This is a genomic window from Streptomyces sp. NPDC006140, from assembly GCF_040628815.1.
In the GTDB taxonomy this organism is placed as follows: domain Bacteria; phylum Actinomycetota; class Actinomycetes; order Streptomycetales; family Streptomycetaceae; genus Streptomyces.
Map to the genome: position 1 here is coordinate 135,941 of NZ_JBEXTS010000004.1, position 25,612 is coordinate 161,552.

The 25,612-nt window shown below is 69.8% G+C and carries 15 protein-coding genes; 8 read left to right on the forward strand and 7 right to left on the reverse strand.

The annotated features are described in order from the left end of the window. Nucleotides 1-73: 73 nt before the first annotated feature. The 8 genes from ABZ386_RS13405 to ABZ386_RS13440 all read left to right on the forward strand — a co-directional run bounded on the left by ABZ386_RS13405 (nt 74) and on the right by ABZ386_RS13440 (nt 8,874). Nucleotides 74-1,411: an extracellular solute-binding protein gene (locus ABZ386_RS13405; protein ID WP_355725315.1), complete on the forward strand. Its 1,338-nt coding sequence runs from the start codon at nt 74-76 to the stop codon at nt 1,409-1,411. A gap of 8 nt (nt 1,412-1,419) precedes the next feature. Further along, entirely contained in the window at nt 1,420-2,304 is an 885-nt protein-coding gene (locus tag ABZ386_RS13410) for a sugar ABC transporter permease (protein ID WP_351334934.1), read from the forward strand. Then, entirely contained in the window at nt 2,304-3,218 is a 915-nt protein-coding gene (locus tag ABZ386_RS13415; protein WP_351334931.1) for a carbohydrate ABC transporter permease, read from the forward strand. Before ABZ386_RS13410 ends, ABZ386_RS13415 begins: the two co-directional genes overlap by 1 nt. 90 nt (nt 3,219-3,308) lie before the next feature. Next, nucleotides 3,309-4,910, forward strand: a complete 1,602-nt coding sequence (locus tag ABZ386_RS13420) for a glycoside hydrolase family 43 protein (RefSeq protein WP_356671905.1) — start codon at nt 3,309-3,311, stop codon at nt 4,908-4,910. Between the two features lie 185 nt (nt 4,911-5,095). Then, nucleotides 5,096-6,139 (forward strand): substrate-binding domain-containing protein, encoded by a 1,044-nt coding sequence (locus ABZ386_RS13425; protein ID WP_351334926.1) that lies wholly within the window; start codon nt 5,096-5,098, stop codon nt 6,137-6,139. A gap of 186 nt (nt 6,140-6,325) precedes the next feature. Continuing rightward, entirely contained in the window at nt 6,326-7,582 is a 1,257-nt protein-coding gene (locus ABZ386_RS13430; protein WP_358964768.1) for a hypothetical protein, read from the forward strand. A 106-nt stretch (nt 7,583-7,688) separates the two neighbouring features. Next, nucleotides 7,689-8,111: a Rid family hydrolase gene (locus ABZ386_RS13435; protein WP_358964769.1), complete on the forward strand. Its 423-nt coding sequence runs from the start codon at nt 7,689-7,691 to the stop codon at nt 8,109-8,111. 343 nt (nt 8,112-8,454) lie between these two features. Beyond that, a complete protein-coding gene (locus ABZ386_RS13440; RefSeq protein WP_351334918.1) occupies nt 8,455-8,874 on the forward strand; it encodes a helix-turn-helix transcriptional regulator in 420 nt (139 codons plus the stop codon). Nucleotides 8,875-8,912: 38 nt separating this feature from the next. On the opposite strand, the gene ABZ386_RS13445 is transcribed toward ABZ386_RS13440, so the two are convergent. The 7 genes from ABZ386_RS13445 to ABZ386_RS13475 form a co-directional block, all read right to left on the reverse strand. After that, the gene (locus ABZ386_RS13445) at nt 8,913-9,452 is read right to left on the reverse strand and encodes a peptidoglycan-binding domain-containing protein (protein WP_358964770.1); all 540 of its coding nucleotides are present in this window, start codon (nt 9,450-9,452) and stop codon (nt 8,913-8,915) included. 219 nt (nt 9,453-9,671) lie between these two features. Further along, complete coding sequence (locus ABZ386_RS13450) at nt 9,672-10,349, reverse strand: ThuA domain-containing protein (RefSeq protein WP_355714317.1); 678 nt, start codon at nt 10,347-10,349, stop codon at nt 9,672-9,674. Between the two features lie 141 nt (nt 10,350-10,490). Beyond that, a complete protein-coding gene (locus ABZ386_RS13455; RefSeq protein WP_358964771.1) occupies nt 10,491-13,829 on the reverse strand; it encodes an aminotransferase class III-fold pyridoxal phosphate-dependent enzyme in 3,339 nt (1,112 codons plus the stop codon). A 218-nt stretch (nt 13,830-14,047) separates the two neighbouring features. Next, nucleotides 14,048-18,112 carry an SDR family oxidoreductase gene (locus ABZ386_RS13460; protein WP_358964772.1) on the reverse strand — a complete coding sequence of 1,355 codons (4,065 nt, stop codon included), beginning with the start codon at nt 18,110-18,112 and terminating at the stop codon, nt 14,048-14,050. Beyond that, nucleotides 18,105-19,955 carry a condensation domain-containing protein gene (locus ABZ386_RS13465; RefSeq protein ID WP_358964773.1) on the reverse strand — a complete coding sequence of 617 codons (1,851 nt, stop codon included), beginning with the start codon at nt 19,953-19,955 and terminating at the stop codon, nt 18,105-18,107. The genes ABZ386_RS13460 and ABZ386_RS13465 overlap by 8 nt, the downstream gene beginning before the upstream one ends. After that, nucleotides 19,952-25,306 (reverse strand): type I polyketide synthase, encoded by a 5,355-nt coding sequence (locus ABZ386_RS13470; protein ID WP_358964774.1) that lies wholly within the window; start codon nt 25,304-25,306, stop codon nt 19,952-19,954. The genes ABZ386_RS13465 and ABZ386_RS13470 overlap by 4 nt, the downstream gene beginning before the upstream one ends. Next, entirely contained in the window at nt 25,303-25,578 is a 276-nt protein-coding gene (locus tag ABZ386_RS13475; RefSeq protein ID WP_086558383.1) for a phosphopantetheine-binding protein, read from the reverse strand. Before ABZ386_RS13475 ends, ABZ386_RS13470 begins: the two co-directional genes overlap by 4 nt. Nucleotides 25,579-25,612: the final 34 nt, after the last annotated feature.

Sequence of the window (25,612 nt, forward strand, 5' to 3'; positions counted from 1 at the left end):
TCCTGGCCAGCACCACCGAGCCGTCGCCGTCCTCTCGTCCTGAGAACGCCCTATTCCGAAGGATCACGGTCAGATGAACTTCACCAGCCCCCGGAGAAGGTTCGCCTCCGCCGCTGTCGCGGGTATCGCGCTGACAGGTCTGCTCTCCGCCTGCGGCGGATCCGGCTCGGGTGACGACGCCGCCGCGAACTCGGGCCCGGTCACCCTCCCCTTCTGGGGCTGGGCCAACGGCCAGGAGGCGGTCGTCAAGGCGTTCAACGCCTCGCACAAGGACATCCAGCTGAAGTACACCAAGGTCACCGACCAGCTGACCATGCAGAAGCAGCTGACCAACGCGGTGAAGGCGGGCAACGCCCCCTGCCTGGTGCAGAACACCGCCGAGTACGTCACCAGCTGGGTCTCGCAGGGCGCGCTCGCCGACATCACGCAGTACGTGGAGGGCGAGAAGGACAAGTTCAACACCGGCTCGTGGGCGAGCGCGCAGGTGCAGGGCAAGATGTACGGCGTTCCCACCAGCTCGGCGCCCCAGTTCACGATCTACCGCACGGACATCTTCCAGAAGTACGGCCTGAAGCCCCCGGCCACCTGGGACGAGTTCATCGCCGCGGGCAAGGAGCTGAAGAAGCACGGCATCAAGATCACCAACTACGCCGGTGAGGACCCGAGCACCCTGGAGGTGCTCGCCATGCAGGCCGGGGCCCACTGGTACTCGATCGACGGCGACGCCTGGAAGGTGAACTTCCAGGACGAGGGCACGCTGAAGGCCGCCAAGGTGATCCAGGAGATCATCGACAACGACCTGAACGCCAAGCTGTCCTTCGCCGACTACGCGGCCGTGCAGCGCAGCTACGACACCGGCGCCACCGCGACCCGGCAGATCTCCACCTGGCAGATGGCCGGCATGGTGCAGAACTTCACCAAGTCCTTCGGCGACTGGGCGCTGGCCCCGTGGCCGACGTACAAGGGGGAGCCCGCCAAGACGCCGGCCGGCACCAACCTGACCGGCAGCGTGACCCTGGTGACCAAGCAGTGCAAGAACCAGGAGCAGGCGGCCCGGGCGGCGCTGTGGATGTCGACGAACCAGGACGCGGTCAAGACGATGGCGAGCCCGGAGACCGGCAACGGCGTGATGCCGGCGCTGAAGGACAGCGACTCCTACGTGGGTGAGTCGATCTCGCAGAAGCTGCTCGGCAAGAACTACGAGCCGGCGCAGAAGGTCGTGACGGACAGCCTGGGCACCGTCACCACCGACTGGACCTTCGGCCCCAACTGGACCGCGATGTTCACCGAGCTGCAGGCGGGCTGGGCCAAGGTCGTCAGCAAGGAGCAGAAGGTCACCGACCTGCTCGCGCACATGCAGGAGTGGACGGTCAAGGACCTGAAGTCCCGCGGTATCAGCGTCAAGGGCTGAGGCATTCGATGATTCGCTCCATGCGCTGGAAGGGTGCCGCGTTCACGGTGCCCTTCCAGCTCGGCTTCGTCTTTCTCTATCTGCTACCCATCGGTTACGCCGTCTACGAGTCGCTGTACACGGAGAAGCAGTCCGGGCTGGGGCTCGGCGGCGCGACGACGGAGTTCGTCGGGCTCGACAACTACACCCAGGGGCTGACGGACTCGGCGTTCATGAACTCCATCCTGCGGGTGGTGCTCTTCGCCTGTGTGCAGATCCCGTTCATGCTGCTGATCAGCCTGCTGCTGGCGCTGTTCCTGGACGCGCTCACCTCCAGGGTGGCGAGCCGGTTCCGGATCCTGCTGCTGGTGCCGTACATGATCCCGGGCGTGGTCGCGGCGATCGTGTGGGTCAACCTCTACAGCCCGGACGTCGGCCCGCTCACCCCGATCGGCAAGGCGCTCGGCTTCGACTGGAACTTCTTCGCGCCGTCGATGGTGTGGCCGTCCATCGGCAACCTGCTGACCTGGCACGGCATCGGCTACAACATGGTGATCATCTACTCGGCGCTGCAGGGCGTGCCCCGCGAGCTGTTCGAGGCGGCCCGGCTGGACGGCGCCTCGGAGCTGCGGATCGCGCGCAGCATCAAGATCCCGTACGTGCGCGGGGCGCTGGTGCTGACGGGGCTGCTGTCGATCATCCAGATGCTGCAGATCTTCAACGAGCCGGCGCTGTTCCGGAACATCACCCCGCAGACGGTCAGCGACAGCTTCACCCCGATCATGATCATCTACAACCAGGCGTTCAACGCGGGCAACTACAACTACGCGGCCGCCCTGTCCGTGCTGCTGGCGTTGATCCTCGGCGTGGCCTCCTTCCTCTTCTACCGGCTCACCTCGAAGGAGGCCGACTGATGGTGCTGACCGAGCACACCACCGAGCGGCCCCCCGTCCGCAGCGTCCGGCGCCTGCACCGCCCGGACGCCGCCTCCCGCGGGCGGGGCGGCCAGCGCTTCCTGCTGGTCGGGCTGGTCCTGGCCAGCGTCTACAGCCTGTTCCCGGTGTGGTGGCTGATCGTCGCCGCGACCAAGGACCGCACGGCGCTGTACCAGAGCAACGGCCTGTGGTTCTCCGGCTGGCACCTGTGGGACAACCTGGAGCAGGTGTTCACCTACCAGGACGGCATCTTCCTGCGGTGGACGGCCAACTCGTTCCTGTACGCGGGCGTCGGTTCGCTGGGCGGCACGCTGATCGCGCTCGCAACCGGTTACGGCCTGGCCCGCTTCGACTTCCCCGGCCGGAACGTCATCTTCGCGTGTGTCGTCGGCTCGTTCCTCATCCCGATCGCGCTGCTCACGCTGCCGCTGTACCTGCTGTTCTCCGCGCTCGGCATGGTCGACACCCCGTGGGCGATGCTGATCCCCTGCCTGATCAACCCGTTCAGCGTGTACCTGGCCAAGGTGTACACCGAGGCGACGATCCCCTACGAGCTGCTGGAGGCGGCCCGGATCGACGGCGCCGGTGAGCTGCGGATCTTCTTCAGCATCGTGCTGCGGATGATGACGACGGGCGGCGCGACGGTGTTCCTGCTGGCGTTCGTGAACACCTGGAACGCCTTCTTCCTGCCGCTGACCGTGCTGCGCGGCAAGGAGAACTGGACGCTCAACCTGGGCCTGTACAACTGGACCGGCACCCGCCTGGAGTCCGGCATCGACCTGACGGGCCTGGTGCTGACCGGTGCGCTGCTGTCCATCGTGCCGATGGCGATCATGATGGTCGCGATGCGCCGCTACTGGCGGACCGGTGTGACGCTCGGCGCCCTCAAGTGATCCTCCTCGCCCTTCCCTGACTCCTGGGGGCCGCGGGTGCTCCTGACTCCCCGCGGCCCCCAGGGCGCCCACCTCCCCGGGAGTCCCCGCGTGACCGTCCTGCGCAACCCCGTCCTCCGCGGCTTCGCCCCCGACCCTTCCCTGATCCGGGTCGGCGACTGGTACTACGTGGCGACCAGTTCCTTCGAGTGGTTCCCGACGATCCCGCTGCACCGCTCCCGCGATCTGGCCCACTGGGAGTACGCGGGGCACGTCCAGGGGGCCGTCCCCGGGAACTCGCTGGCCGGGGTGCCCGACTCGGGCGGCGTCTGGGCGCCGTCGCTGAGCTGGGACGGGGAGCGGTTCTGGGTGACGTACACCGTCGTGCGCTCGGTCGGCACGCCCTACTTCGACCTGGACACGTACGTCTCGACGGCCGGCGCCATCGGCGGCGAGTGGAGCGCGCCGCGCCGGGTCGCGAGCCACGGTTTCGACCCGGCCCTGTTCCACGAGGACGGCCGGCTGTGGCTGCTGAACCTGCAGAACGACCACCGGCCGGGCGGTGCGCGGTTCGCCGGGATCGTCCTCACCGAGCTGGACCGGGAGACGCTGGAAACCGTGGGGGAAACGCACCTGCTGCTCCAGCACGACCGGCTGGTCGAGGGGCCGAAGCTGCTGCGGCGCGACGGCTGGTACTACCTGGTGCTCGCGGAGGGCGGCACGGGCTGGGAGCACGGGGTGCGGGTGGCCCGCGCCAAGGAGCTGACCGGGCCGTACGAACTCGACGAACTGCCCTTGCTGACGACCCGGGACGACCCGGGCGTGCCGTTGCAGAAGGCCGGGCACGGCGAGCTGGTCGAGACGCCGGACGGGCAGTGGCTGCTCGGTCATCTGACGGCCCGTCCGCTGCGCACCCCGCGGGGCCGCCGCTGCACTCTCGGCCGGGAGACCGCGGTCCAGGCCGTGACCTGGGACGCGGACGGCTGGCCCCGGCTGCGGCACGGGAGCTGGCATCCGGCCGTCGAGGTCGACGTCCCGACGAGTTGGCACCCCCTGCCGCCCGCCGGGCCGCCGGCGGAGCTGACCTGGCCGTGGAGCACCCTGCGCGAGCCGCCGGACCCGTCCTGGGCCGACACGGCGGTCCGCCCCGGCTGGATCCGGTTGCGCGGCCGGCACGGGCCGGAGTCCCGCTGGGCGGCGAGCCTGCTGGCCCAGCGCGTCACCGAGCACCGCGCGGAGGCCGAAGTGACCGTCGAGGCGCGGCCGGTCACCTTCACGCAGGCCGCCGGGCTGGTGCTCTGGTACAACCCCGAGGCGTATCTGAGTCTGGACCTGACGTGGGCGGAGCCCTGGGGCGAGCCGCAGCGCGGTCAGCAGTGGCGGGGCGCGGCGGGCGGGGGCGGCCGTACGGTGCTCAGTCTCGTGGAGCGGGACGAGGGGGGCCTGCGGCAGGTGGCGGTCGTGGACGTGGTGGCGGACGCGCCGGTGACGCTGGGGGTGACGGTCGAGGGCGCCGACGCCCGGTTCTGGTACATACGCGACGGGGCGCGCACCGCCGTCGGTCCGGCGCTCGACTTCAGCCGGCTGTCCGACGACCACGGCTCCCGGCTGCGGTTCACCGGCGCCATGGCGGGCATCCACGCCCGGGACCTCGTCGACGCGGCGTTCACGGCGGACTTCACGGGTTTTCGGCTGACCTGCACCCCCGACTGAGCCCGTTGTTCGGGGTTTCGAAAGTTTTGACCGGCGTGAACCCGTGAATTCATTTGTCTTCCCGCCGTCCTGCGCCCCACCTACAGTAGGAAGCGCTTTCTGTCCGGTCGGGCTTCGCGCCGCCGCGGGAAGCGCTGGTCGAAACTTTCCACGGCCCTCGGGCGGGCCGGAGAGGTGGGTTCCCGATGGTCCGTACGGCGAGTGCGAGCGCGGCGGCCGGTCCGACGCTGGCGGTCGTGGCCCGCGAGGCGGGGGTGTCGGTGCCGACCGCGTCGAAGGTGGTCAACGGCCGCGAGGACGTGGCGCCCGAGACGCGCCGCCGGGTCACCGAGGCGCTCGACCGGCTCGGTTACGTCCGCAGACCCCGCTTCGACGCGGCCAAGGCGCCCCGGCTGGTGGACCTGGTCGTGCACTCGCTGGAGAGCTCCTGGTCGGGCGCGGTGCTGCACGGGGTGGAGGAGGCGGCGCACGACGCGGGGCTGGAGGTCGTGGTGTCGGCGGCGCTGACCCGCTCCCGGGTGGGCCGCCCGGAGCGCGGCTGGCTGGACAAGCTGGTCGCGCGGGGGTCCTCCGGGGTGCTGTTCAACCTGGCCGAGCTGAGCGAGTCGCAGTACGCCTGGCTGGAGCAGCACCGCATCCCGTTCGTGATGATCGACCCCGTGCAGGAGCCGCCGGAGGGGGTGGCGTCGGTGGGCGCGGCGAACTGGCAGGGCGGTCTGACGGCCACCGAGCATCTGCTGTCCCTGGGCCATGAGCGCGTCGCCGTCATCGCCGGTCCCCGGCGCACGATGTGCAGCAGCGCGCGGGTCGCCGGGTACCGCTCGGCGCTCGCGTCCGCCGGGATCCGGCACCGCGCCGAGTACGTCCGGCACGCCGGCTTCGACGAGAGCCTGGCCCAGCGCCGCATGCTGGAGCTCCTCGACCTGCCCGAGCCGCCGACGGCGGTGTTCGTCTGCTCGGACCGGATGGCGCTGGGGGTGTACCAGGCCCTGGCCGAGCGGGGGTTGCGGGTCCCGGACGACGTGAGTGTGGTGGGCTTCGACGACCTGCCCGAGGCCCGCTGGGCCTCCCCCGCCCTGACCACCGTCCGCCAGCCGCTGTCGGAGATGGCCGCGACGGCCCTGCGGTCACTGCTGCGCATGATGGACGGCCACCACCCGGAGAGCACGCGGACGGAGTTGTCGACGCGGCTGGTGGAACGGGCGAGTACGGCGGCGCCGCGCTCGTAGCCCGCGAACGGGGGCCGCGCGGGCGCGGACGGTCGTAGCTCGCGGACGGGGCCCGCGCGGGCGCGGACGGTCGATCGCGCGTGCGGGTTGTACGGCGATGGGCCCATTGACCCGGGCCGGACGGGACCGTTGCATGGGTGCGGGCCCCTTGCCGCAGGGGCGGGGGACATTCGACCGGGGGGAAGAATGCGTTCTGCGTTACGGGCGGCCGTCGCCGCCGTGGTGGCATCGGTGTGCGCGGCGGCGGGTGCCGTGCCCGCCGGGGCGGCCGAGCCCAGACCGGGGCTGGAGTTCGTCGACGTCACGGCCGACGGCGTGAAGGGGAACGGCCATTCGGCGTACCCCGTGGTCAGCGCCGGCGGCAGGCATGTGGCGTTCCTGTCGTGGGCCACGAATCTGGCGCCCGGGGACACCGACAGCACCGCCGACGTCTATGTGAAGGACCTGCGGACCGGGGAACTCCGCTGGGTCAGCGACGTTCCCGGCGGCCAGGGCGAGGGGGTTGCGTTCGGGACGCCGTCGATCAGCGCCGACGGCACCCGGGTGGCGTTCGCGGCGCTGCCGCCCGACACCTGGCCGCCGCGTGATGTGAAGCTCCCGGCCTTCGTGTTCGACAGCCGGACGGGCCGGACCGAGCAGTTCGACGAGCGGACCGACCCCGCCCTGCGCAAGGTGTCGGCACCGGCCCTCAGCGGCAACGGACGGTACGTGGCCTTCACCGGCCGGCCGGCGGGCGAGCAGGGCGCGGGCTCCCGGGTCTACGTACGGGACCTGCGGCGCGACACGGGTTCCTGGATCGACCATCCGCTGCCCAGCGGTGAACAGGACCTCGGCTTCCCCACGTTGAGCCACGACGGCAGCCGGGTCGCCTACGGCGTGTGGGACACGGGCAACGATTCCGGCGAGGAGCACGAGGGCGTGTACGTGCTGGACCGGCGGACGGGCGAGCGGACGCGCGCGGACGCCGACTGCGCCGGGGACCCGGCGGAGAACTGGGTCGGCGACCCGGTGATCAGCGCCGACGGCCGGCATGTCGCGTTCCGCTGGAAGTGCCTCACGCGGCCGGAGGGGAGCACCAGCGACACCGGGGACGTGTTCGTCCGTGATGTGCGGCGGGGCACGCTGCTCCACATCCAGGGCTCGAAGGCCGGCTACGCCACGCACAGCGGCCAGCCGAGCGCGGACGCCCACCGGATCGTCTTCGCCGCGTTCGAATCGGGCGCCGATCACCCTCCGCGCCAGGTGGTGTACCTGCGTGATCTGCGCACCGGCCGGGTGGAGCTGGTCAGCGCGCGCCCCGACGGCACGGTGAACCGGCGGCCCGCGGCCCATCCGACCCTCGACGCCCGCGGCCGCGTCGTGGCCTTCGACGCCGACCGGCTGGACCTCCAGGGCGAGGACGGCCTCGGCGAGCGGCAGGCGTTCGTCATGCGCGTGCGCTGACGGGGCCGGCGTGCGGAATGCGCGTACGGGCGTGGGGAGTTGGCAATGGCGTCCGGGTCGTCGCCAGTGGGGCGGCGGCCGTACTCCGTGAAAGGACTGCCCGGTCATGACGCGCGACCCGCGCACGATCACCAACCCGGCCACGTTGCACGACCCCACGCCGTTCGGCTACAGCCACGCCGTGTCGGCCCCCGGCGAAACCGTCTACATCGGCGGCCAGTACGCCTCCGACGCCACGGGCACGCCCGTGCCGGGCGACTTCGCCGCGCAGGTGGAACTCGCCTTCGACCGGCTGCGGTCGGCGCTGGAGGGGGTCGGGCTCGGCTACGAGCACGTCGTACGCCTCGGCACGTTCATCGTCGACCACGACCTCGACAAACTGCAGACCCTGGGCAAGGCCCTGCACGCCCGCTTCGGAGACCGCCTCCCGGCCCAGACCCTGAGCGGGGTCGCTGCGCTGGCCCTCCCCGGGATGCTGTTCGAGGTCGACGCGATCGTGGTACGGCCCGCCGGGGCGGCCTCGGCCTGAGGGCCGGGGGCGGGTGGGGGCCGCGCGCCGACCGGAGGTCCGCGCGCCGGTAAGGGCCGGGCGCAGAGCGCGTGGCTGCGGCCCGCGGTCGCGGTCGCCGAGCGCCCCTGCGCTCGCGCCCTGGCGCCCCGCGCCCCGGGGTGCCGTCGTACACCTGCCGGCCGCCCACCGGGCGCGCCCCACGCCACCCCACCCCGCCCCAACCCCCGGCGCTGGCCCTTGGTTTCGCGCTCCTTGTGCGCGTCGCGCGCCCGGCCCGGGTGGGAACTGGCCGTGGCGGTGCGGCGTCGAACGATGCGGCGGGGCGGGGCGGGGCCCAGGGGTGGGCAGTTGGGGGACGACCATGACACGCTGGCGGCCGCTTCCGGACGTACTGCCGAGGGAGGCGCGGCACCTGGTCGAGCAGCTGCGGGCGCTGAAGGACCGCACGGGTCTGAGCCTCGCCGAGCTGGCGCGACGGACGGCGTACAGCAAGTCGTCGTGGCAGCGGTACCTCAGCGGGGCCAAGCAGCCGCCGCGAGGGGCGGTGCAGGCGCTGTGCCGGGTGGCGGGGGCGGACCAGGCGCGGCTGCTGGCGCTGTGGGACCTGGCCGACCCGACGTGGCCACGCGGCCTGCCGGATCCGGCCGGGCAGGCGGTGGACGCCGCGGCCCGCCCCGCCGCCGACTACCGGCGCTGGCGTGCGGCGGCGCTGGTCTCCTTCGCGGTCATCGCCGTGCTGCTGGCGGGGCTGCTGTGGGTGCTGCCCGCGCGGAGCGGGTGACCGCGACGGCCACCCGCTCCCGACGGACCCCGGCGGGCTCAGCCGACCGTGCGGTAGTGCGCGTACTTCCAGGGCCCGACCTTCTTGAGCTTCACCTGGTACTTGCCGCTCACGCGTTTGAAGTTGACGTTCCGGGCGATGCCCTTGTACTGGACGATGTTGGCCGGGAGGAGCTGCAGCCGGGTCTGCGCGAAGTCCCAGCTCTCGCTGACGACGGTGCCGTCGGTCTCGGGCAGGTTGTGCCGGCTCTGCCACCACTGCGTGGCCGACTCCGTCTCCGGCCCGAACGACCCGTCGATCTGGCTCTTCTTGAAGGGCCGCCACTCCCCCTCGTCGTCCTCCCACAGGGCGCCGTCCGCCCACAGGACGGTCTCCCACAGGGCGATGGCGTTGCCCTTGGAGTACGCCTCCACGCCGAGGTTCTCCTCGTCCTCCCAGTCGTTGGTCACGGCACCGCCGCCGTCGATGCCGAAGTACGCGGGAGCGGCGTTCGCGGACGGCGCCAGGGCGATGCCGGTGCCCCCGGCCCCCAGCAGCGCGGCCGTCACCATCGCCGTGGCCCGATTGCGCATGTTCATGCGGTCTTCCTTTCCGAACCGCCGTCCCCCGCGGGTCGCCCCTGGGGCGGCTCGTCTCGTCTGGCTCGGCACAGCCTCACGGCCCGGCGACACCCACGGCGAGCCCTGCCGCCGTACACGGACCGCCCAGGGACGGCTCAGGCCCGGGCCACCGGCGTCCCGGCCGCGGGTGGGTCGCGCCGGGCCCGCGTGGGCCGGGCGGCCGTGCGCGCCGGGGCGTCACGAGGTCCGGGGGCGGTGGTGCAGGGGCAGCGGGAGCGCGGCCGCCCAGAGGACGCCGCCCAGGAGGTGCGCCCGGAACGCCGGATCCGCGTAGGCCTCGGGGGCGTGGCCGAGCGCCGTGTAGAAGACGCGTCCCTCGCCGTGGTCGCGGCACCAGACCAGGGGGTGGTCGGCGCCCATGCCGCCGCCCTCGTAGGAGGACTCGTCGGCGGTGGCCAGGACGCGGACGCGGCCGCGCGGGTTGGTGCGGAAGTCGTACCACTCGTCGGTGAAGTCCCAGACGGCGGGCAGGTGCCCTGTCGCCGGATGGTCGTGGTCCTCGACGACGGCCTTGCCGGGCTGGTGGAGGGGGTGCCGGGCGAACCACGTGCCCAGCAGCTCGCCGTAGTACGGCCAGTCGTACTCCGTGCAGGCCGCCGCGTGGACGCCGACGAAGCCGCCGCCCGACTCCACGTACGCGGCGAGCCGCTCCCGGCCGGCCGGGGTGAGGACCTCGCCGCTGGTGGAGAGGAACACCACCGCCGCGTACCCGCCGAGGGACTGCTCCAGGGCCGCCGGGTCCTCGGTGGCGTGGACGTCGAAGTCGCCGAGGGTGCGCAGGGCGGCGACGCCGGCCGGGATGGACTCGTGCCGGTAGCCGGTGGTGCGGGTGTAGACGAGCAGTCGTGGTGCCATGGCATCCGACCCTAGGAGACCGGGGGCCGCCCCGGAGGAACCTCCAGTGACCGAAAAATTTCGGTCACCGTCCCCGGGGGAACCGCCCCCGACGGTGTTCCGCGGACGGGGGGGATGCCGCACGGCCTCGGCCCTTGAAGGTCAGTAGCTCCCGTCCAGGCCTTCTTCGCCTTCGTGGTCCAGCTCTCCCAACGGGCGCTCGTTGTTGGCGACCATAGCGCTGAGCAGGTTTCGGTAGTACCGCGGAAGGCGCTCGACGAGGTCGGGATCGACGATATCGACTGCGGCATCGAATTCACACCGGAACCCGTCCGCACTGTCCACGATGTTCAGCGCCAAGGGATTTCCAGTGTGGGTGATCGGCAACGAGTCGGCTTCTGAGACCGTGAGTCCGTCCATGGGGGGTACCGCAACCTGGCGGTAAAACGACATTGCCGTTGTGAACAACTTGCTTCGCAAGCCCGCCCCCGGCGGCGCAAAGTCCGTGATCAGTTCCGCGAAGGGGTAGTCCTGGCGCTCGAGCCCGGTGACCAATTGCATCAACACCCCGCCCACGTAGTCCGCGACCAACGTGTCATCAGGTCGGCGAAAGACCAACGGCAGCAGATTCGAGCAATATCCGACAGTCCGGTCCAGTTCCTGCGGGCGCCGGGCGGACGCGACCGGTACCAGAATTTTGTCCTGCCCCGTCAGTCGCTGTAGCAAGGCCCCCCAGGCCGCCACCAGATAGGCGAAGACCGTGACCCCCTCGTTGCGGGCGGTATCGCGCATCTGCCCGCAGAACTCGGGGTCGAGGAGAATACGGTGACGTACCGCGCGGTAAGGGAATTGGCTCAGCTTTCCCAACGACGGCAATTCCGGCGCGGGAACATCCTCCAGGAGAGAATGCCAGAAGTCACGGTGCTTGGCGGCGGTGGGTCCGGCAGTGATGCGCTCGTGCCAGGTGACATAGTCTCGGAACTGCACGGCCGGGGGCAGTTCGGGACTCGTGCCGCGGCACCTGGCGTTGTACATCGCGGCGAGGTCATCGAGCAGGACGCTGTAGGACCAGCCGTCCACTGCCGCGTGATGCACCGTTACCAGCAGCAGGTGCCGTTGGGGGTTGACCTCCACCACGGCGGCGCGGAACACCTCACCGTCCACCGGGTCGAGCGGTCGTTCGGCCCAGGTCCGCAGGAAGCGGCTGAGGTCGTCCTCGTCCCCACAGGTGTACTCGGTCAGGACGTCGCTCAGCGGCATCTCCCGTACGGGGTGGACGACAAGCGTGTCCCCGTCCGAACCGAACGTGGTCCTCAGCGTCTCGTGGCGGGCGACCAGGTCCTGCACGGCGGCACGCAGTGCAACGCGGTTGAGTGAGCCGTCCAGCCAGAACCCGACAGACATCTCGAAGGCGGGCACGCCGCCCCGGTCGAGGGCCCGTAGCTGCCGCTGCGCGTGGGTGCTGCGAGGCGCTGCCGCACGGGGCAGAGGGCCGGCTGGTTCGGTACGGCTGCTGCCGAGCATGCCGTGGTCCCGCAATTCTTCGACCGATTCACGCACCGCGGTGCGGATATGGTCGAGATCGTCCTGCTCATGCGCGGTGGAGAGGAAAAAGTTGCGCAACTCCCAGACGAACACACCACGGACGAGCAGATTGAAATAGAACGGATCCATGTTCGCCTGGTGCTCGAACTTGAACATCGAGGAGAACCGGTGGGCTTCGATCGGCACTTCGAGCTCGCGGAAGTCGGCGTTCAGCTGGTCCGTGAACATCGCAGTCTTACGGTCGAGGTTCCGTTGCAGATCGGGTCCCTCTGCACGGAGGTGGTCAAGGACCGCCTTGGCCGTCGCCATGGTGAGTGGATGCTGGTTGAACGTGCCGCCGAAGAAGGTGGATTCCACCCTCGGGCCGGAATCGTCACCGAAGTTCCAGACGCCGCCGTCGATCGAGTCCATGACGCCGCCGCGTCCGGCAATCACGCCGATCGGCATGCCGCCTCCTACGATTTTGCCGTAGGTGGCCAGGTCGGCCTCGATGCCGTACAGCCCCTGAACGCCTGCCGGATGACAACGGAAACCTGTCACCATCTCGTCGAAGATGAGTTTCGTACCGTGGGCCCTTGTGACCTCCCGGACCGCGCGCAGGAAATCAGGCTTCTGCACACCAGGAGTGCGCAGGGTCACCGGCTCGGTCAGAACTGCTGCGAGGTCCGCACCGTGCTTGTTGATGAAGTCGAGTGCCTCGTCCGTGCCGAACTCGAGTACGTATACGTTTTCCACCGCATGCGGGGAGATGCCGGGTGCGAGCGGCCGGGTGCCGAATACGCCGTTCTCATGGGCCGGCACAGCGAGCACACTGTCGAAGTGACCGTGGTATGCGGTGGAAAAGACCACTATCTTGTCGCGGCCGGTTGCTGCCCGTGCAAGCCGAACCGCAGTCATGACCGCTTCTGTGCCGCTGTTGAGGAAGGCGACGCGCTCCATGCCGGTGAGTTCGAGTACTCCGGCGGCGACTTCCTCGACCAGTTGAGTGCGCGGCCCGAGGCTGAAACCGACGTCCAGCCGCTCGCGAATTGCCGACATGACAGCCGGCGGATTATGACCGAGGAGGTGGACACCGTATCCCAGGGTGAGGTCGACATACTCGTTTCCATCGATGTCCCACAGCCGTGAGCCCTGCCCGCGTTCGGCGACGATCGGGTACAGCATCTCCTTGATCGAGGGGCGAAAGCCGACAGTGGACCGGCTGTCCGCGACCATCGTCCGGAACCGTTGGGCACATTCCTTCGAGCCCTTGGTCCGGGCACTGAGGCGGTCACCGAGTTTCTTCAGATAGCGGGTGCGCTCCGCGGTCTCCACGGGGCTGATCGCGCTGCTCCGCGCGCCGGGCGCGAGTGGCACCACGCTTCTCGCCGGCACCGGCCGCACCGGGGAGAGCGCCACAGGCGGCGAAGCACCGGCCCCGGACCCGGACCCCATGGCCGGGTCAGCCGCGGAGCCCGGCCCGCTGCCCGCCAGCAGCTGAAGCTGACGCTGCATGACCACGAGCTGTTCCTTGATCAGGTCCTGCACGGCCGTCGAGGCTCCTGGCGACAAGGCACTGTCCATCGACAACTCGGTTGACGGCGCTGCTGTGACGGGTGGCCGGCTGTCAATCGACTGCGGCAAGACCGGGGCCGGCGCCGAGCTCGCTACGGCATCGGTGCTGGAGGCAGTGGTGGTGGCCGTGGTGGCGGGCGATATGGCCTCTCCTCGCGGCAGCTTCTCCGTCGATGCGTGTGCGAGAAGATACGCAGCCAGATCAGGCAGAGTCTGGACGTCAGTGAAGAGTTGCCGAAGCGGCACTTTGCAGCCGTAGCGGTCCTCCAGACGCTGCGCCATGCCGAGCAGCGACATCGAGTCCCCGAGGTCCGCGAACGCGACGTCGGGGTACAGCCGTTCGGGCTGAACGTCGAAGTAGTCACCGACGATTGCGGCGATTTCCTGGAGCAGGGGTTCCACGGCGCTCTCCTCGTGGTCGAACAGTCGGGTAGCCGCCTCAGAACCGGACGTGCGGGTTGTCCCCGCGTCCGGCTCAAGCGGACCCCTCGGGCTGCTAGGGACGGTCATGCGTTCTTGGCCCTTTCGTGATCACCAGCGTGGTGCCGGCGGTGGCATGCGGCGTGTACGAGGCGAAGACTCAGCAACGCCGAGGAGTTGGCCCGCGCACGAAAAGGGCGTCACGAGAAGGCACTCCGCAGGCCACCGCCGTGAACGATCGAGACGGGGCCCAGGCTCGCCGCCAGGCGATCGATGGTCGGGTTCGCGAGGAGTTCGACAGCCGACAGCGGCACACCGAGCTCTTCCTCGATTCGCCGGGCGAGCCTGACCACGAGCAGCTCGTCGCCACCCACGTCGAGAATGCTCACGTCGTAACGGTTGATCTCCGTCCGCAGCACTTCGGACCACAGTTTCGCCAGAGCCGCCTTCAGCTCATTCCCGCGGAGCTGCTGCCTGGGGGAGGCGAGGGCGGGGCGGACTGGTTCCGGGAGAGCCCACTGCCCCTGGATGCGGTCTTCCGGGTTGGTGAGGGACACCGAGAGCAGAGACGGCATATCGGAGCGCAGTACAAAGTCGAGGACATCAGCGCGCTGCCCTGGTGACAGGGACTCGTCCCAGGTGACGGTGATCAGTCCGTCCACGCCCGACGCCTGTGCGTGAAGGAAGCCGTCGGCTGCCGAACGGCACGGGTCGCCTCCGCCCTGCACCGAGGTGAGTGAGCACATCATGACGCCGAAATCGACGAGGGTGTCACCGAAGATCTCGGCCAGCACCAGCGCTCCGCGGACCTTGGGAGCCAGGGCCTGCCGCCACGCGGCCCGGTCAGTGCGGTCGACCCGGCAAGGGGCCTGGTCGTGTGGTGCGTCGGCGCAGTGGAACCATCCGTCGATCCGGCCGAACCGCTGACGGGCGGTGCCGACCAGCTGCTGCATCGCTCCCGCGTCGGTAACGTCGACGGATTCCGCCATGACAGTGCCGCCGAGACGTTCGATGTCGCGGACGGCCTCGATCTTTCGGCTGACCGGGTGGGCTGTTCCGTACTCGGTGATCCATCGGTCGAACTCGCCGGGTCGCGGAAGCGGGGAGTCGCTGGTGAGTACCAGCTTGGCCCCGGCGACGCGGGCCAGGTGGCCGGCGAGGGCCAGCCCCATCCCTCCAAGACCGCCGGTGACAAGGTACACGCCACCGGGCCGCAGCCGACTGGCCGGGATCGACGGGCCGGGGGCAGCCGCTGCGGGAACGAACCGTTGCGTCCAACGGCGCCCGTTCCGGAACGCGATCGGCACGCCGGTCGGGGCGACGATCTCCGCGAGGAGGGCTTCCGGTGCGAGGGCGCTCCTGCCGATGTCGATGCTTCGGCAACGGAGCCCGGCGCATTCCTGGGAGACGAGGTTCAGTGCGGCGCCGGTCATCGCGGCGGCAGGCGCAAGGACTTCACCGCCTGTGATGTCGTGCACGTCACGGGCCACCACCGCGAGGTGCGCGCCTTTGCAGCCCGGACTGCGGCCGAGTTGCCTGGCGACGTCGAGCACGGAGAACAGCCCGATACCGCAGGCGTGATCCAGGCTGTCGGTTGCAAGGTGCCCTGGAGCGATGTCAAGGGACCAGAGGTGTACGACCCGCTCAGGAGTCAGCCCGTCCGTGGCCAGCGCGTCGAACAACTTCTCGTAGTCGCCGGAATCCACGGGATCGACGATGAAGGAAGTGGCGTCGGCTCGGCTGAAAGCACCGCCCTGACGCACCACCACCACCTCGGCGCCCTGTTCGCGCAAAGAGTCCGCCAGCGAGTCGCCGACCCCGCCGGAGTCCCCGAACAACAGCCATGGGCCGATGGGCAAGGCGCGCTCCGGGTGCCCGCCCGTCCCTGGGCCGAGGCGCTGCCATGACGGTGTATACAGCCACTCGGAGGGGTTCTGCCCACGGCTCTGCTCTTCCTGGACGGAGGCAGATGGCGGTTCGAGACGGAGGAAGGTGCGCTCCAGCGGGTGCACCGGCAGGGGGACGCGGTACTGATGCCCTCCGTACCAGGCAGACCAGTCCACCGGCACGCCTTCGGTCCACAGCCGTCCCGCGGCGGTCAGCAGCCGTTCCAAGGGTGGCAGGCCTTGTTCGTCGTCGAGGCCGGAGCCTGCCGGGAGCACTGGGGGGTTTCCTATGGCCACCACGGCCGCACCCTGCGCTGCCCGGCCGGAGAACGCCTCGGCCAGCCGGTCGCCCTCCCATATGTCTCGGGTCCAGTGCAGCGGGTCGAGCACCCGCGTCTGCGGCAGTTCGCCGCCCACGACGGCCGACAGGATGGGAATGTCCGGAACTCTCGGGCGCACTTCGGGGACCTGCGCGGCCATTCCTGCTCGCCAGGACAGCAGTGCCAGCGCGTCAGACGGTTCGAAGACCCCGGCGAAGCAAGCTGCGAGGAGTTCGCCCACCCCGGTTCCCCCGACCGCCGCCGGCCGAACGCCGGACTCCGTCCACAGCGTCGCGAGCGCCCGGCTCGCGGTCAGCAGAGCCGCCGACGGGTCGTCCGCGCTCGGGACGGCGCTCCCGGTGGACCGCTCCGCTATGTCGGCGACTGCGGACAGCCGTGCGGACAGCACACTGAATTCCTCGGCCGGGACGTCGCCGAACAGGAACGATACGGTCGGGGTGGTCTCTGCCACCCGTACGCCGGTGCTCTTGCCGTCGGTGAGCGCACGCAATCCGGCCGCGGCGCCGGCGCGGTCTGCCGCGGTGACGGCGTAGCGGTGCGAAGAGCCGCGTCGGCCCTGCCGCAGCGTGAAGGCCACGTCCACGAGGTCGGGCGCGTCCGGCTCCTCCAGTGCATCGGCCAACTGACGGGCCAGCTCGCGCAGGGCCATGTCGCTGTGGGCACTCACAGCAAGTGTCTGCGGGCCGCCGGGCCTCGCCGGCCGATCGGAGGGGGGAGGAGCCTCCTCGAGGACCACATGAGCGTTGGTGCCACCGATGCCGAACGAACTCACTCCGGCCCGACGGGGGGTTTCACCCGCCGGCCAGGCCATCGGCACGGTGTTGATGTAGAAGGGGCTGCCCACCAGGTCGATCTGGGAGTTGGGCCGGGTGAATGCTGGGTGCCCGGGGATTTCCCGGTGCCGCAGCGCCAGCACCGCCTTGATGAAGCCGGCGATTCCCGCCGCGGCGGCGACGTGCCCGATATTCGCCTTCACCGAGCCCAAGGCGCACTGGCCCGGCCGGGCACCTCCGTCGGCGAAGGCCTCGCTCAACGCGGCGAACTCGATGGGGTCGCCCAGAGCCGTGGCGGTGCCGTGGGCTTCGATGTAGGTGATGGTGCCGGCGTCCACCTCGGCCACCGCCTGCGCTTCGGCGATCACGGCCCGTTGCCCGCCGATGCTCGGGGCGGTGTATCCGATCTTGTCGGAGCCGTCGTTGTTGATCGCCGAGCCCTTCACCACCGCGAGGATCTGATCGCCGTCCTCGATCGCCTCGGCCAGCCGCTTCAAAGCGACGAGACCCACCCCGTCACCGAATGTCGTCCCTGCTCCGTCGGCATCGAACGGTCGGCACCGCCCGTCCGGGGAGAGGATCATTCCTTCGCTGAAGACGTAGCCCGGATAGTCGTTGGCGATGACCGACACTCCACCTGCCAGGGCGATGTCACATTCACCTGTGAGAAGGCTCTGCACGGCCATATGCACCGCGACCAGTGACGTCGAACAGGCGGTCTGCACATTGATGCTCGGCCCGGTGAGGCCCAGTTTGTACGAGATCCTGGTGGTCAGGTAGTCCTTGTCGTTGGCGATCATGAGTTCGGTTCCGTCGTAGCCCAGCGGGTCACAGGAACGAGCCACGACATTGGTCAGATACGTGTTCATCGACGCACCTGCGAACACACCGATGCCCTGAGCGTCCGTTCCCCCGGAGTAGCCGATGGTCTCGAGCAGCTCCCATGCGACCTCGAGCAGTATTCGCTGCTGCGGATCGAGCAGCTTCGCCTCGCGCTTGGTGAAGCCGAAGAACTCGTGGTCGAAGTCGAACGCGTCCGGCAGGGATGCGGCTCGCTTGACGTAGCCGGGATCGCGCAACACCTGCTCCGGCACCCCGGCGGCCGCGAGTTCGGCGTCTGTGAACGTGGTCAGCATGTCGTCTCCGGCACGCAGCCGGTTCCAGAACTGAGCCACACTCCCGGCGCCGGGGAACCGGCCGCACATGCCGATCACGGCCACGTCATTCGGCCGAGCCGTCGGATTGACCACGCTCCCGTCAGTCATCGTTGCCCCTGTCGGTATCCAGTTGGCGACGTTCTCGTGCGCGCAGGCGTGCGCTGCGGGCCGTTCCGTCCGCCAGTTGTGCCCGCCTGCTTGACGCCCGGCCTCGGTCAGGGGCCGGACCGGCCCCGGCGGCGGTCTGGCCGAGGCGTCGGGCCAGACTGGCCACGGTCGGGTAGCGGAACAATTCGTTGATCTTCAGCGGAGTGCCCGCGGTTTCGTCGGCGAGCATCTCGTGCACCCGCACCAGCAGCATGGAGTTGCCACCAAGGTCGAAGAAGTTGTCATCCCGTCCGATCCGCTCGCGCCCGAGCGCTTGCCGCCAGATGGCCGTGATCCGCTGCTCGATCCCCCGCAGCGCGGTGCCGCTCCGAGGGGCCGCGCCGGCGGACTCAGGGACCGCGGCCGTGCGCCGACTGGTGCCGGGGGTGACTTCGGACGCCATCGGCAGTTCCGCCACACTGCGGCCAGGGTCCGCGAGCGCGGCTTGCAGCAGTGCCAGATAGTTCTCGGCCACCTGACGAGCCGCCTGAGCCGAGAAGACGGACTTGCGGTACTTGAGCAGCCCGACGAGCCGGTCGCCGTCGTGCACGACCTCGAGTACGAGCTCGAGCTGGTCGTCCTGCTGGTCCAGCCGGAACGGCACCGCGGTCAGCCCCGCCCAGCCGACCGGGGCCGCGCCGTCGTCAGCCACGTAGAGACCGGCCAGCGCCGGGTACCGGCTGGGTTTCTGGTAGCTGAACATCGCCTGGAAGATCGGGTTACGGTCGTCCACCCGGCGCGGCGCCAGCTCGCCGACAAGCAACTCGAACGGGTAGTCCTGGTGCTCGAGCGCGTCGGTGACGGTACGGCGAGTACGGTCCAGCTGCTCCCGGAACGCCACCGCGTCGCTCAGATCGGCACGCAGCACGACGGGGTTGACGAAGTTGCCGACGCACTCGGCCATCGCCGGACTGGTCCGGCCGGCGAAGGGAGACCCCACCAGGACGTCGTGCCGCCCGGTGTAGCGGCCGATGAGGACCTGAAAGACGGTCAGCAAGACGCCGTAAGGCGTGGCCCCTTCCTCCTTGGCCAGCGCGAGCACACCGTCGACGAGCTCTGGGGCGATGGGGAACACGATCGATCCGCCCCCGTCGGTATCCGGGCCGAGTTCGCAGGGGGGCCATTCGGCCGGCTCGAGCCGGCCGGCGAGCTGAGCATGCCAATAGGCACGCGCTCTGCTGCCCTTCTCCCCTTGGATCAGCTCCTGCTGAGAGGCGACGAAATCGCTGTAGGGGACATTGCCTCCCGGCAGCTGGGACGGCCTCCGTTCCGCCTCCGCCAGGTAGAGCTGCTCGAGTTCCGCCACCATGACGCCGAGTGACCAGAAGTCGCACACCACATGGTGCACAGCCAGCAGCACCACGGCCTCTCCTGGCGCCACCGAATACGTCCGCACCCGGACCAGTGGTCCCGCTGACAGTTCGAACGGAGCGAGATAGGCACGGCGTATCGCGTCCTCGATCTGCTGCTGGTTCCACTGGCGGGCGTCCAGTTCGGCGAAATCGGGTTCGAGCCAACCGTGCACTGTCTGGCCGTCGGTGCCGCTGAAGGTGGTGCGCAGGGCCGCGTGCCGCCCGACCAGAGACGCGACCGCGCTGCCGAACGTGGCGGAGTCGAACCCGCCGGTGAACCGGGCGGTGAACCCGACGTTGTAGGACGCGCTGTCCGGATTCATCCGATGCAGCAACACAAGCGGGCGCTGGGCGTACGAGAGAGGATATTCGGTCCGCGCCTGACTGGCGCGCGACCGGAGTGTTGCCTCCAGCCTCTTCCGTATGCCCCAGTTCTGGATGTCGTCGGTCATGAGGGTCCGTCCTGATCGGCCAGCCAGGGCAGCAGTGCCTGGATCTGGTCCTCAGTCAGCGAGTCAAGGTTGGCCAGGAGGCGTGCCGCCTCCTCTGGTGAAAAGGGCTCCACGACGGTCGGCACGGCAGTGGGCACGACAGCTTGGACCGGGGCGTCGAGCGTCAGGCGTTCCGCCAGCTCATCGACGAGCAGGCGCAGGGCCTTGCCTTGGAGGAGACCAGTGAGCGGCAGGTCGACGTCCAGGTCGCGGAAGATCTGGCCGCGTACTTCGACAGCCACCAGCGAATCGAGCCCGGCTTGGTGGAGCAGGAGGTCCTCGTCGATGGCGGCCTCGGACATCCCGAGTCGCGTAGCCAGCATGGAGCGCAGGTATGCGAGCACCAGCTCTCGGCGACGTTCCGGCGTGGCGCCGAGCCAGTCCCGCCGCAGCCGCCTGCCCGCCTCTGCCCCGTCCCCGGCAGGCATTCCCTCGCCCATGACGACTGCTCGCCCGGTGGGAAACCGGTTCAGGTAGCGGGACCAGTCCACGGAGAAGACACCGTACTGACCACCGGGGCCGGCCAGGAGCCGGTCGAGTGCGGCGAATGCCGGACCGGCTTCCAGCGGAGTCAACCCGCCTTCCACGAGCCGGGTCTGCAGGCGTTCGCTCAGTTGCGCCGCCATACCCGCCTCCCACGGCCCCCAGCCGACACTGAGGGCGGGGAGTCCCAACCCGCGCCGGTAGTGGGCGAGTCCGTCGAGGAAGGCGTTGGCAGCCGCGTAATGGGCCTGCCCAGGCGCACCGAGCAGAGCAGCCGTGGAGGAGAAGAGGATGAAGTGCTCAAGGTCGAGATCCAGAGTGGCGCGGTGCAGGTGCCAACCACCGGCGACCTTCGGGTCCAGTACCGACCGGAAGCGGTCCCAGCTCAGCTGCGACAGCACCGCGTCATCGAGCACACCGGCCGCGTGGACGACCCCCCTGAGGCCGCCCGGCTCCCGGTGCACACGCTCGACGAGCCGGTTGACCGCGGCCTCGTCCGTGACATCCAGGCCGACCAGGGTGACCTTCGCCCCTGCCTGCTCCAGCTCGCGGATCTGTTCCTCGATCCGTACCTCATGTGCACGCCGCGAGGCGAGCACGAGGTGACGCACCCCGCGTCTGGCCAGCCACGCCGCGGTACGCAGACCGAGCGCTCCGGTCCCCCCGGTGATCAGGTAGCACCCGTGGGCGGCGAGCCGGCCAGGGCCTGTCGGCAGTGCCGACTCGCGGTGCAGCGTGGGCCGGTAGAGCTGTCCGTTGCGGATCGCGGCTTCGACGCCGGGCCATTCGGGCGGGACAACCGGCGCGCCGGTGAGGTCGCGTGGGTCCGCGTCGAGCAACCGCAGGTTCAGCTGAGGTGCTTCCATCGCAGCGCTCCGGCCAAGGCCCCACAGCATCGCCCCGTAAGGGTCGCTGACCTCCCCGGGCCCGTGCACGGCCACCGCTCCGCGGGTCAGCAGTACTACGGAATCGGGCGTCCGGTCCGCGCGCTCGGTGGCCTGCACGAGTGCGGGCACGCTGCCACAGGCGGTCCGTGTCTGCTGTGCGTCCAGGCCGAGGCAATGCAGTACGCTCGCCGGCCCGGTGTCGCGGAACAGTTGCGCCAGGTGTTCCGCGTCGGCGGGATCCAGCACGTATCGGTGATCGCCGAGGCGGGTGAAGGCCGTGCCCACCTCGGCGATCACACACCGGTTGCCGCTTGCCTCCAGTGCTGTGACCGCGGGACGCCAGTGACCCTGACGGTCGGCGAGCACAATCCACGTTCCGGTGGTGGGCGACGTGTCACCGGCCGCCTGGGCCAACTCCCATTTGTCCACGTGGATCTCGGCCTCGGGCGAACGGAAGGAGACCGCTCTCAGCTGGAGGCCGAACAGCTCGAGCAGCGGGTTTCCCTCGTGGTCGGTCAGGGAGACATCGGCAAGTGCTCCCGAGGCATCGGCCTCGCGGTGCCGGATGCGCGCGACTCCTGATTCCACCGCGTTGCGGGACGGGTGGAACACGGCCCGCTCGATCCGGAACGGCAGCAGCACGCCGTCCTCGGGGGCAGCGCGGACGATCCGTGCCGCGATGGCCAGCTGAACGCAGGAGTCAAGCAGTGCCATGGTGCGCTCCCGAGGCGAGTCTGCCGCGAAGCCGAGGTCGCCGGAGCTGTCCTCGCCGTCCAGCCGCAGCTCGTCGATCCACTGGAACGCCGGGCCGAACCGGAAGCCCGCCGCCTCGAACTGCGGGTAGAGCTCAGCCGGGGAAACCGGCCGGCCTGCGCGGTAGACAGACGGGTCCAGCGGCTGCGCGAGGGCGTCAGTCCGCTGGATCCGTCCCTCAGCGTGCACCTGCCAGGACTCGTCGGCCAGTGGATCGTCCGCATTCGCCAGACTGAGCGACTGTGCGACGAACCTGTGGTCCCCGGCCGGAGTGAGCACGAGCTGGAGCCGGTGTCGCGCCTCGTCGACCTCCAGCGCTCGCGGGAAGACCAGATCTTCGACAACCGCGGCGGAGTCGGCGGCCACAGCCTCCACCAAGCAGGCGGTGTGGTACGCCCCGGGCACGACGAGGCGGCCGGAGATCTCGTGATCGGCGAGCGCACGCGGAGCCCTCGCGGCCACCGTGGTCTCGTAGCGCCGCTGCGTGGACTGCGGCAGCGCGAGTCGGCTCAGCTCGGGCAGGTCTCCGGCCGGTTGCGCGGGCGGCTCTGCGCCGGAAGGCGCCGGTGCGGTCCAGTGCCGGGCCCGTGTGAAGGGATAGAGAGGAGCGGAAGCCCTGACCGCTTGCAAGGGCGCGTAGTACTCCGCCCAGTCGACCGGTATTCCTGCCCTGTCCAAACGCGCCAGGCGGGCGAGCACCGTGACGGGATCCGGGGTCCTGGGCTCCAGCCCGGGCAGCCAGACAACATCACCGTCGGACTGAGTACGGCCAGCGGTGGTAAGCGTCCGGCCTGGGCCGATTTCGAGGAAGACCGTGCATCCCCCGCCGAGGAGTTCGCGGATGCCGGGCGTGAACCTGACCGGTGAAGTGAGCTGCCGTCCCCAGTACTCCGCACCGATCTCCGCACGGCCCGCCCATGTGCCGGTGAGGTTCAGTGCCATCGGCAGGACAGGCTGCCGGTGGGTGATCCGGTCTGCGGCCTGGACGAGTGCGGGGACAGCCGGAGCGACCAACGGTGAGTGGAAGGCATGCGTCGTCTCCAGAGGGACGGTGACCCAGCCCCGCTGTCGGAACTCGGCTTCCAACTCGCCTGTCTCGGTGTCCGATCCGGAGACCGTGAACCGTTCCGGCGCGTTGTACGCGGCGATTGCCGCCGAACCGCCCTTGGCCCTGACCAGCCGTTCCAGCTCGGCCCCGTCGGTGCAGCCGACGGCGACCATCCGGCCGCTGCCAGGAACAGCCGCGAAGGCACGGCCGCGCGCGCAGACCAGCTCCAGTCCCTCTTCCACGCTGAACACGCCGGCCACGCAGGCGGCCGCATACTCGCCGAGGCTGTGACCGACCACTGCGTCCGGCCGCACCCCACACGAGGCCCAGAATTCCGCCAGCGTCACTTGCAGGAGGAAAACCGCCGGCTGAAGCAGTTCCGCCCGCAGCTGCGCCGTAGGGTCGGCGAACACCTCGAGGGGGCCGACTCCGGTGAGGCGGCGGAAGGTTTCCGCGTGCCGGTCCAGTGCGGCGCGGAACAGCGGATGCGCACGGTGGAGTTCGACGGCCATCCCGGCGTACTCGGAGCTCTGACCGGGAAAGAGGAACCCGACCCTCGGCTTGGCCCGCGCGGATTCCCCCTCGTCCGCTGCCCCGGTCCCATCCCTCAGCCACGCTTCGACGCGCTCGGCTGCCGCATCGCCGGTGTCGGCGATGACGCTGAGCCGGTGTCGCAGCGCGCGGCGACCGACCTGACTGGTATAGGCCAGATCTCCCAGGACCGCGTCCGGCTCGCGCAGGCGGTTCGCCCACCGGTCCGCCAGTCCCCGCAACGCGTCCGCGGTCTTGGCGCTGATCGTGACGAGCTCGTACCCCGGACGCCGATCCGCCCGTGTGAGTTCCGGTGCCTGTTCCAGCACGGCGAAGGCATTGGTGCCGCCGATGCCGAGGGAATTGACCGCGGCCCGGCGGGGAGATCCGGGCCAGGGCAGCGGCGCCGTATTGACGAACAAGCCTGTGTCGTCCAGTTTCAGCCGAGGACTCGGCGCCGTGAAATACGGGCTGGGCGGGATCTGTCCCCGATGCAGGGACAGAGCAGCCTTGATCAGGCCTGCTATGCCCGATGCCGCCTCCATATGCCCGATCAGCGCCTTCACCGACCCGATGGCGCAGGCATCGGCTCGTCCGAAGATCTGCTTGAGCGCGCCGATCTCGGTGGGATCACCGAGCGGTACCCCGGTTCCGTGCGCCTCGACGTAGCCGATCGTGGCGGGATCGACTCCGGATACCTGGAGCGCCTGACGCATCGCGGCCAGCTGGCCGGACAGGCTCGCGGCGCCGTAACTCGATTTGCCGCCACCGTCGTTGTTGACAGCGGTTCCAAGGACGGTGGCGTAGACGGTGTCCCCGTCTCGCAGCGCGTCGGCCAGGGGCTTGAGGACGACGGCGCCCACGCCGCTGCCGAAGATCGTTCCCTGCGAACTGACGTCGAACGGGCGGCAGCGCCCGTCCGGCGACAGGATGCCGCCCCGGCGGTGCCAGTACCCCGCGGCCTGGGGGAGCCTGATGTTCACGCCGCCGGCCAGTGCGGCGTCACACTCGCCGCGCAACAGGCTCTGGACGGCGAGGTGCACCGCGACCAGCGAGGTGGAGCAAGCCGTCTGCACCGTCAGACTGGGCCCGGTCAGATTGAACTTGTACGACACCCGGGTGGCGAGAAAATCCTTGTCGGTCCCGAGCTGCTCGAGGGAGGCTGTGGGATCTTCCAGTGGCCCGGCGCTGCTCAATACCTCGGGAAGGTAACTGGTGAGAACACCGCCGCTGCCGGCGAAGACACCGACCGACGTCCCGGTCCCGGCCGCTGTGCGCAGACCCGCGTTCTCGAGAGCATGCCAGCAGGTCTCCAGGAAGATCCGCTGCTGAGGGTCCATGACGGCGGCCTCGCGGCCGGAGATGTCGAAGAAGGCCGCGTCGAAGAGGTCGACGTCGTCGATCGAGGCGGTCGCCTTCACGTAATCAGGGTTCTTCAGCCACTCCGGGTTCGCACCACCACGGAGCAACTCCTCGTCAGCGAGGTCGCGTATCGCCTCGCGTCCGGCCACGATCGCGTCCCAGAACTGGTCCACGTCCGTGGCTCCGGGGAAACGGGCGGCCATGCCCACGATAGCGATCGGTTGCCCGTCTGGTTCGTGCTGTGTCATGACGGCTCGCCGGCACCGAGGCGAGGCAGGACGACCGGGTCGTACGCCTGCAGCAGGTCACCGACCGTGCGCACACTGGTGATGGGCAACGTGTCGGAGAACGGGTCGGTGTCCAGCTCCATCTCCAGTACGGCGACGAGCCGCGCGAGGTGCAGCGATTCCAGACCGAGCTGATCGACAAGGAGCTGGTCCTCGTCCAGGTGCTCGACCGGACCGGCCACCTCGTTCACGATCTCGAGCAGTGCGGCCTTGACCGTGTCCCGCTTGTTCATTGAAATCACACTCCGTTCGTACGCACACCGGCCC

Bases quoted from the DNA above. Each gene is read 5' to 3' on its own strand.
- ABZ386_RS13425 (WP_351334926.1), top strand. From the start codon at position 5,096: ATGGTCCGTACGGCGAGTGCGAGCGCGGCGGCCGGTCCGACGCTGGCG.
- ABZ386_RS13450 (WP_355714317.1), bottom strand. From the start codon at position 10,349: ATGGCACCACGACTGCTCGTCTACACCCGCACCACCGGCTACCGGCAC.
- ABZ386_RS13405 (WP_355725315.1), top strand. From the start codon at position 74: ATGAACTTCACCAGCCCCCGGAGAAGGTTCGCCTCCGCCGCTGTCGCG.
- ABZ386_RS13415 (WP_351334931.1), top strand. From the start codon at position 2,304: ATGGTGCTGACCGAGCACACCACCGAGCGGCCCCCCGTCCGCAGCGTC.
- ABZ386_RS13475 (WP_086558383.1), bottom strand. From the start codon at position 25,578: ATGAACAAGCGGGACACGGTCAAGGCCGCACTGCTCGAGATCGTGAAC.
- ABZ386_RS13465 (WP_358964773.1), bottom strand. From the start codon at position 19,955: ATGACCGACGACATCCAGAACTGGGGCATACGGAAGAGGCTGGAGGCA.
- ABZ386_RS13460 (WP_358964772.1), bottom strand. From the start codon at position 18,112: ATGACTGACGGGAGCGTGGTCAATCCGACGGCTCGGCCGAATGACGTG.
- ABZ386_RS13435 (WP_358964769.1), top strand. From the start codon at position 7,689: ATGACGCGCGACCCGCGCACGATCACCAACCCGGCCACGTTGCACGAC.
- ABZ386_RS13445 (WP_358964770.1), bottom strand. From the start codon at position 9,452: ATGAACATGCGCAATCGGGCCACGGCGATGGTGACGGCCGCGCTGCTG.
- ABZ386_RS13470 (WP_358964774.1), bottom strand. From the start codon at position 25,306: ATGACACAGCACGAACCAGACGGGCAACCGATCGCTATCGTGGGCATG.
- ABZ386_RS13410 (WP_351334934.1), top strand. From the start codon at position 1,420: ATGATTCGCTCCATGCGCTGGAAGGGTGCCGCGTTCACGGTGCCCTTC.
- ABZ386_RS13430 (WP_358964768.1), top strand. From the start codon at position 6,326: ATGCGTTCTGCGTTACGGGCGGCCGTCGCCGCCGTGGTGGCATCGGTG.
- ABZ386_RS13440 (WP_351334918.1), top strand. From the start codon at position 8,455: ATGACACGCTGGCGGCCGCTTCCGGACGTACTGCCGAGGGAGGCGCGG.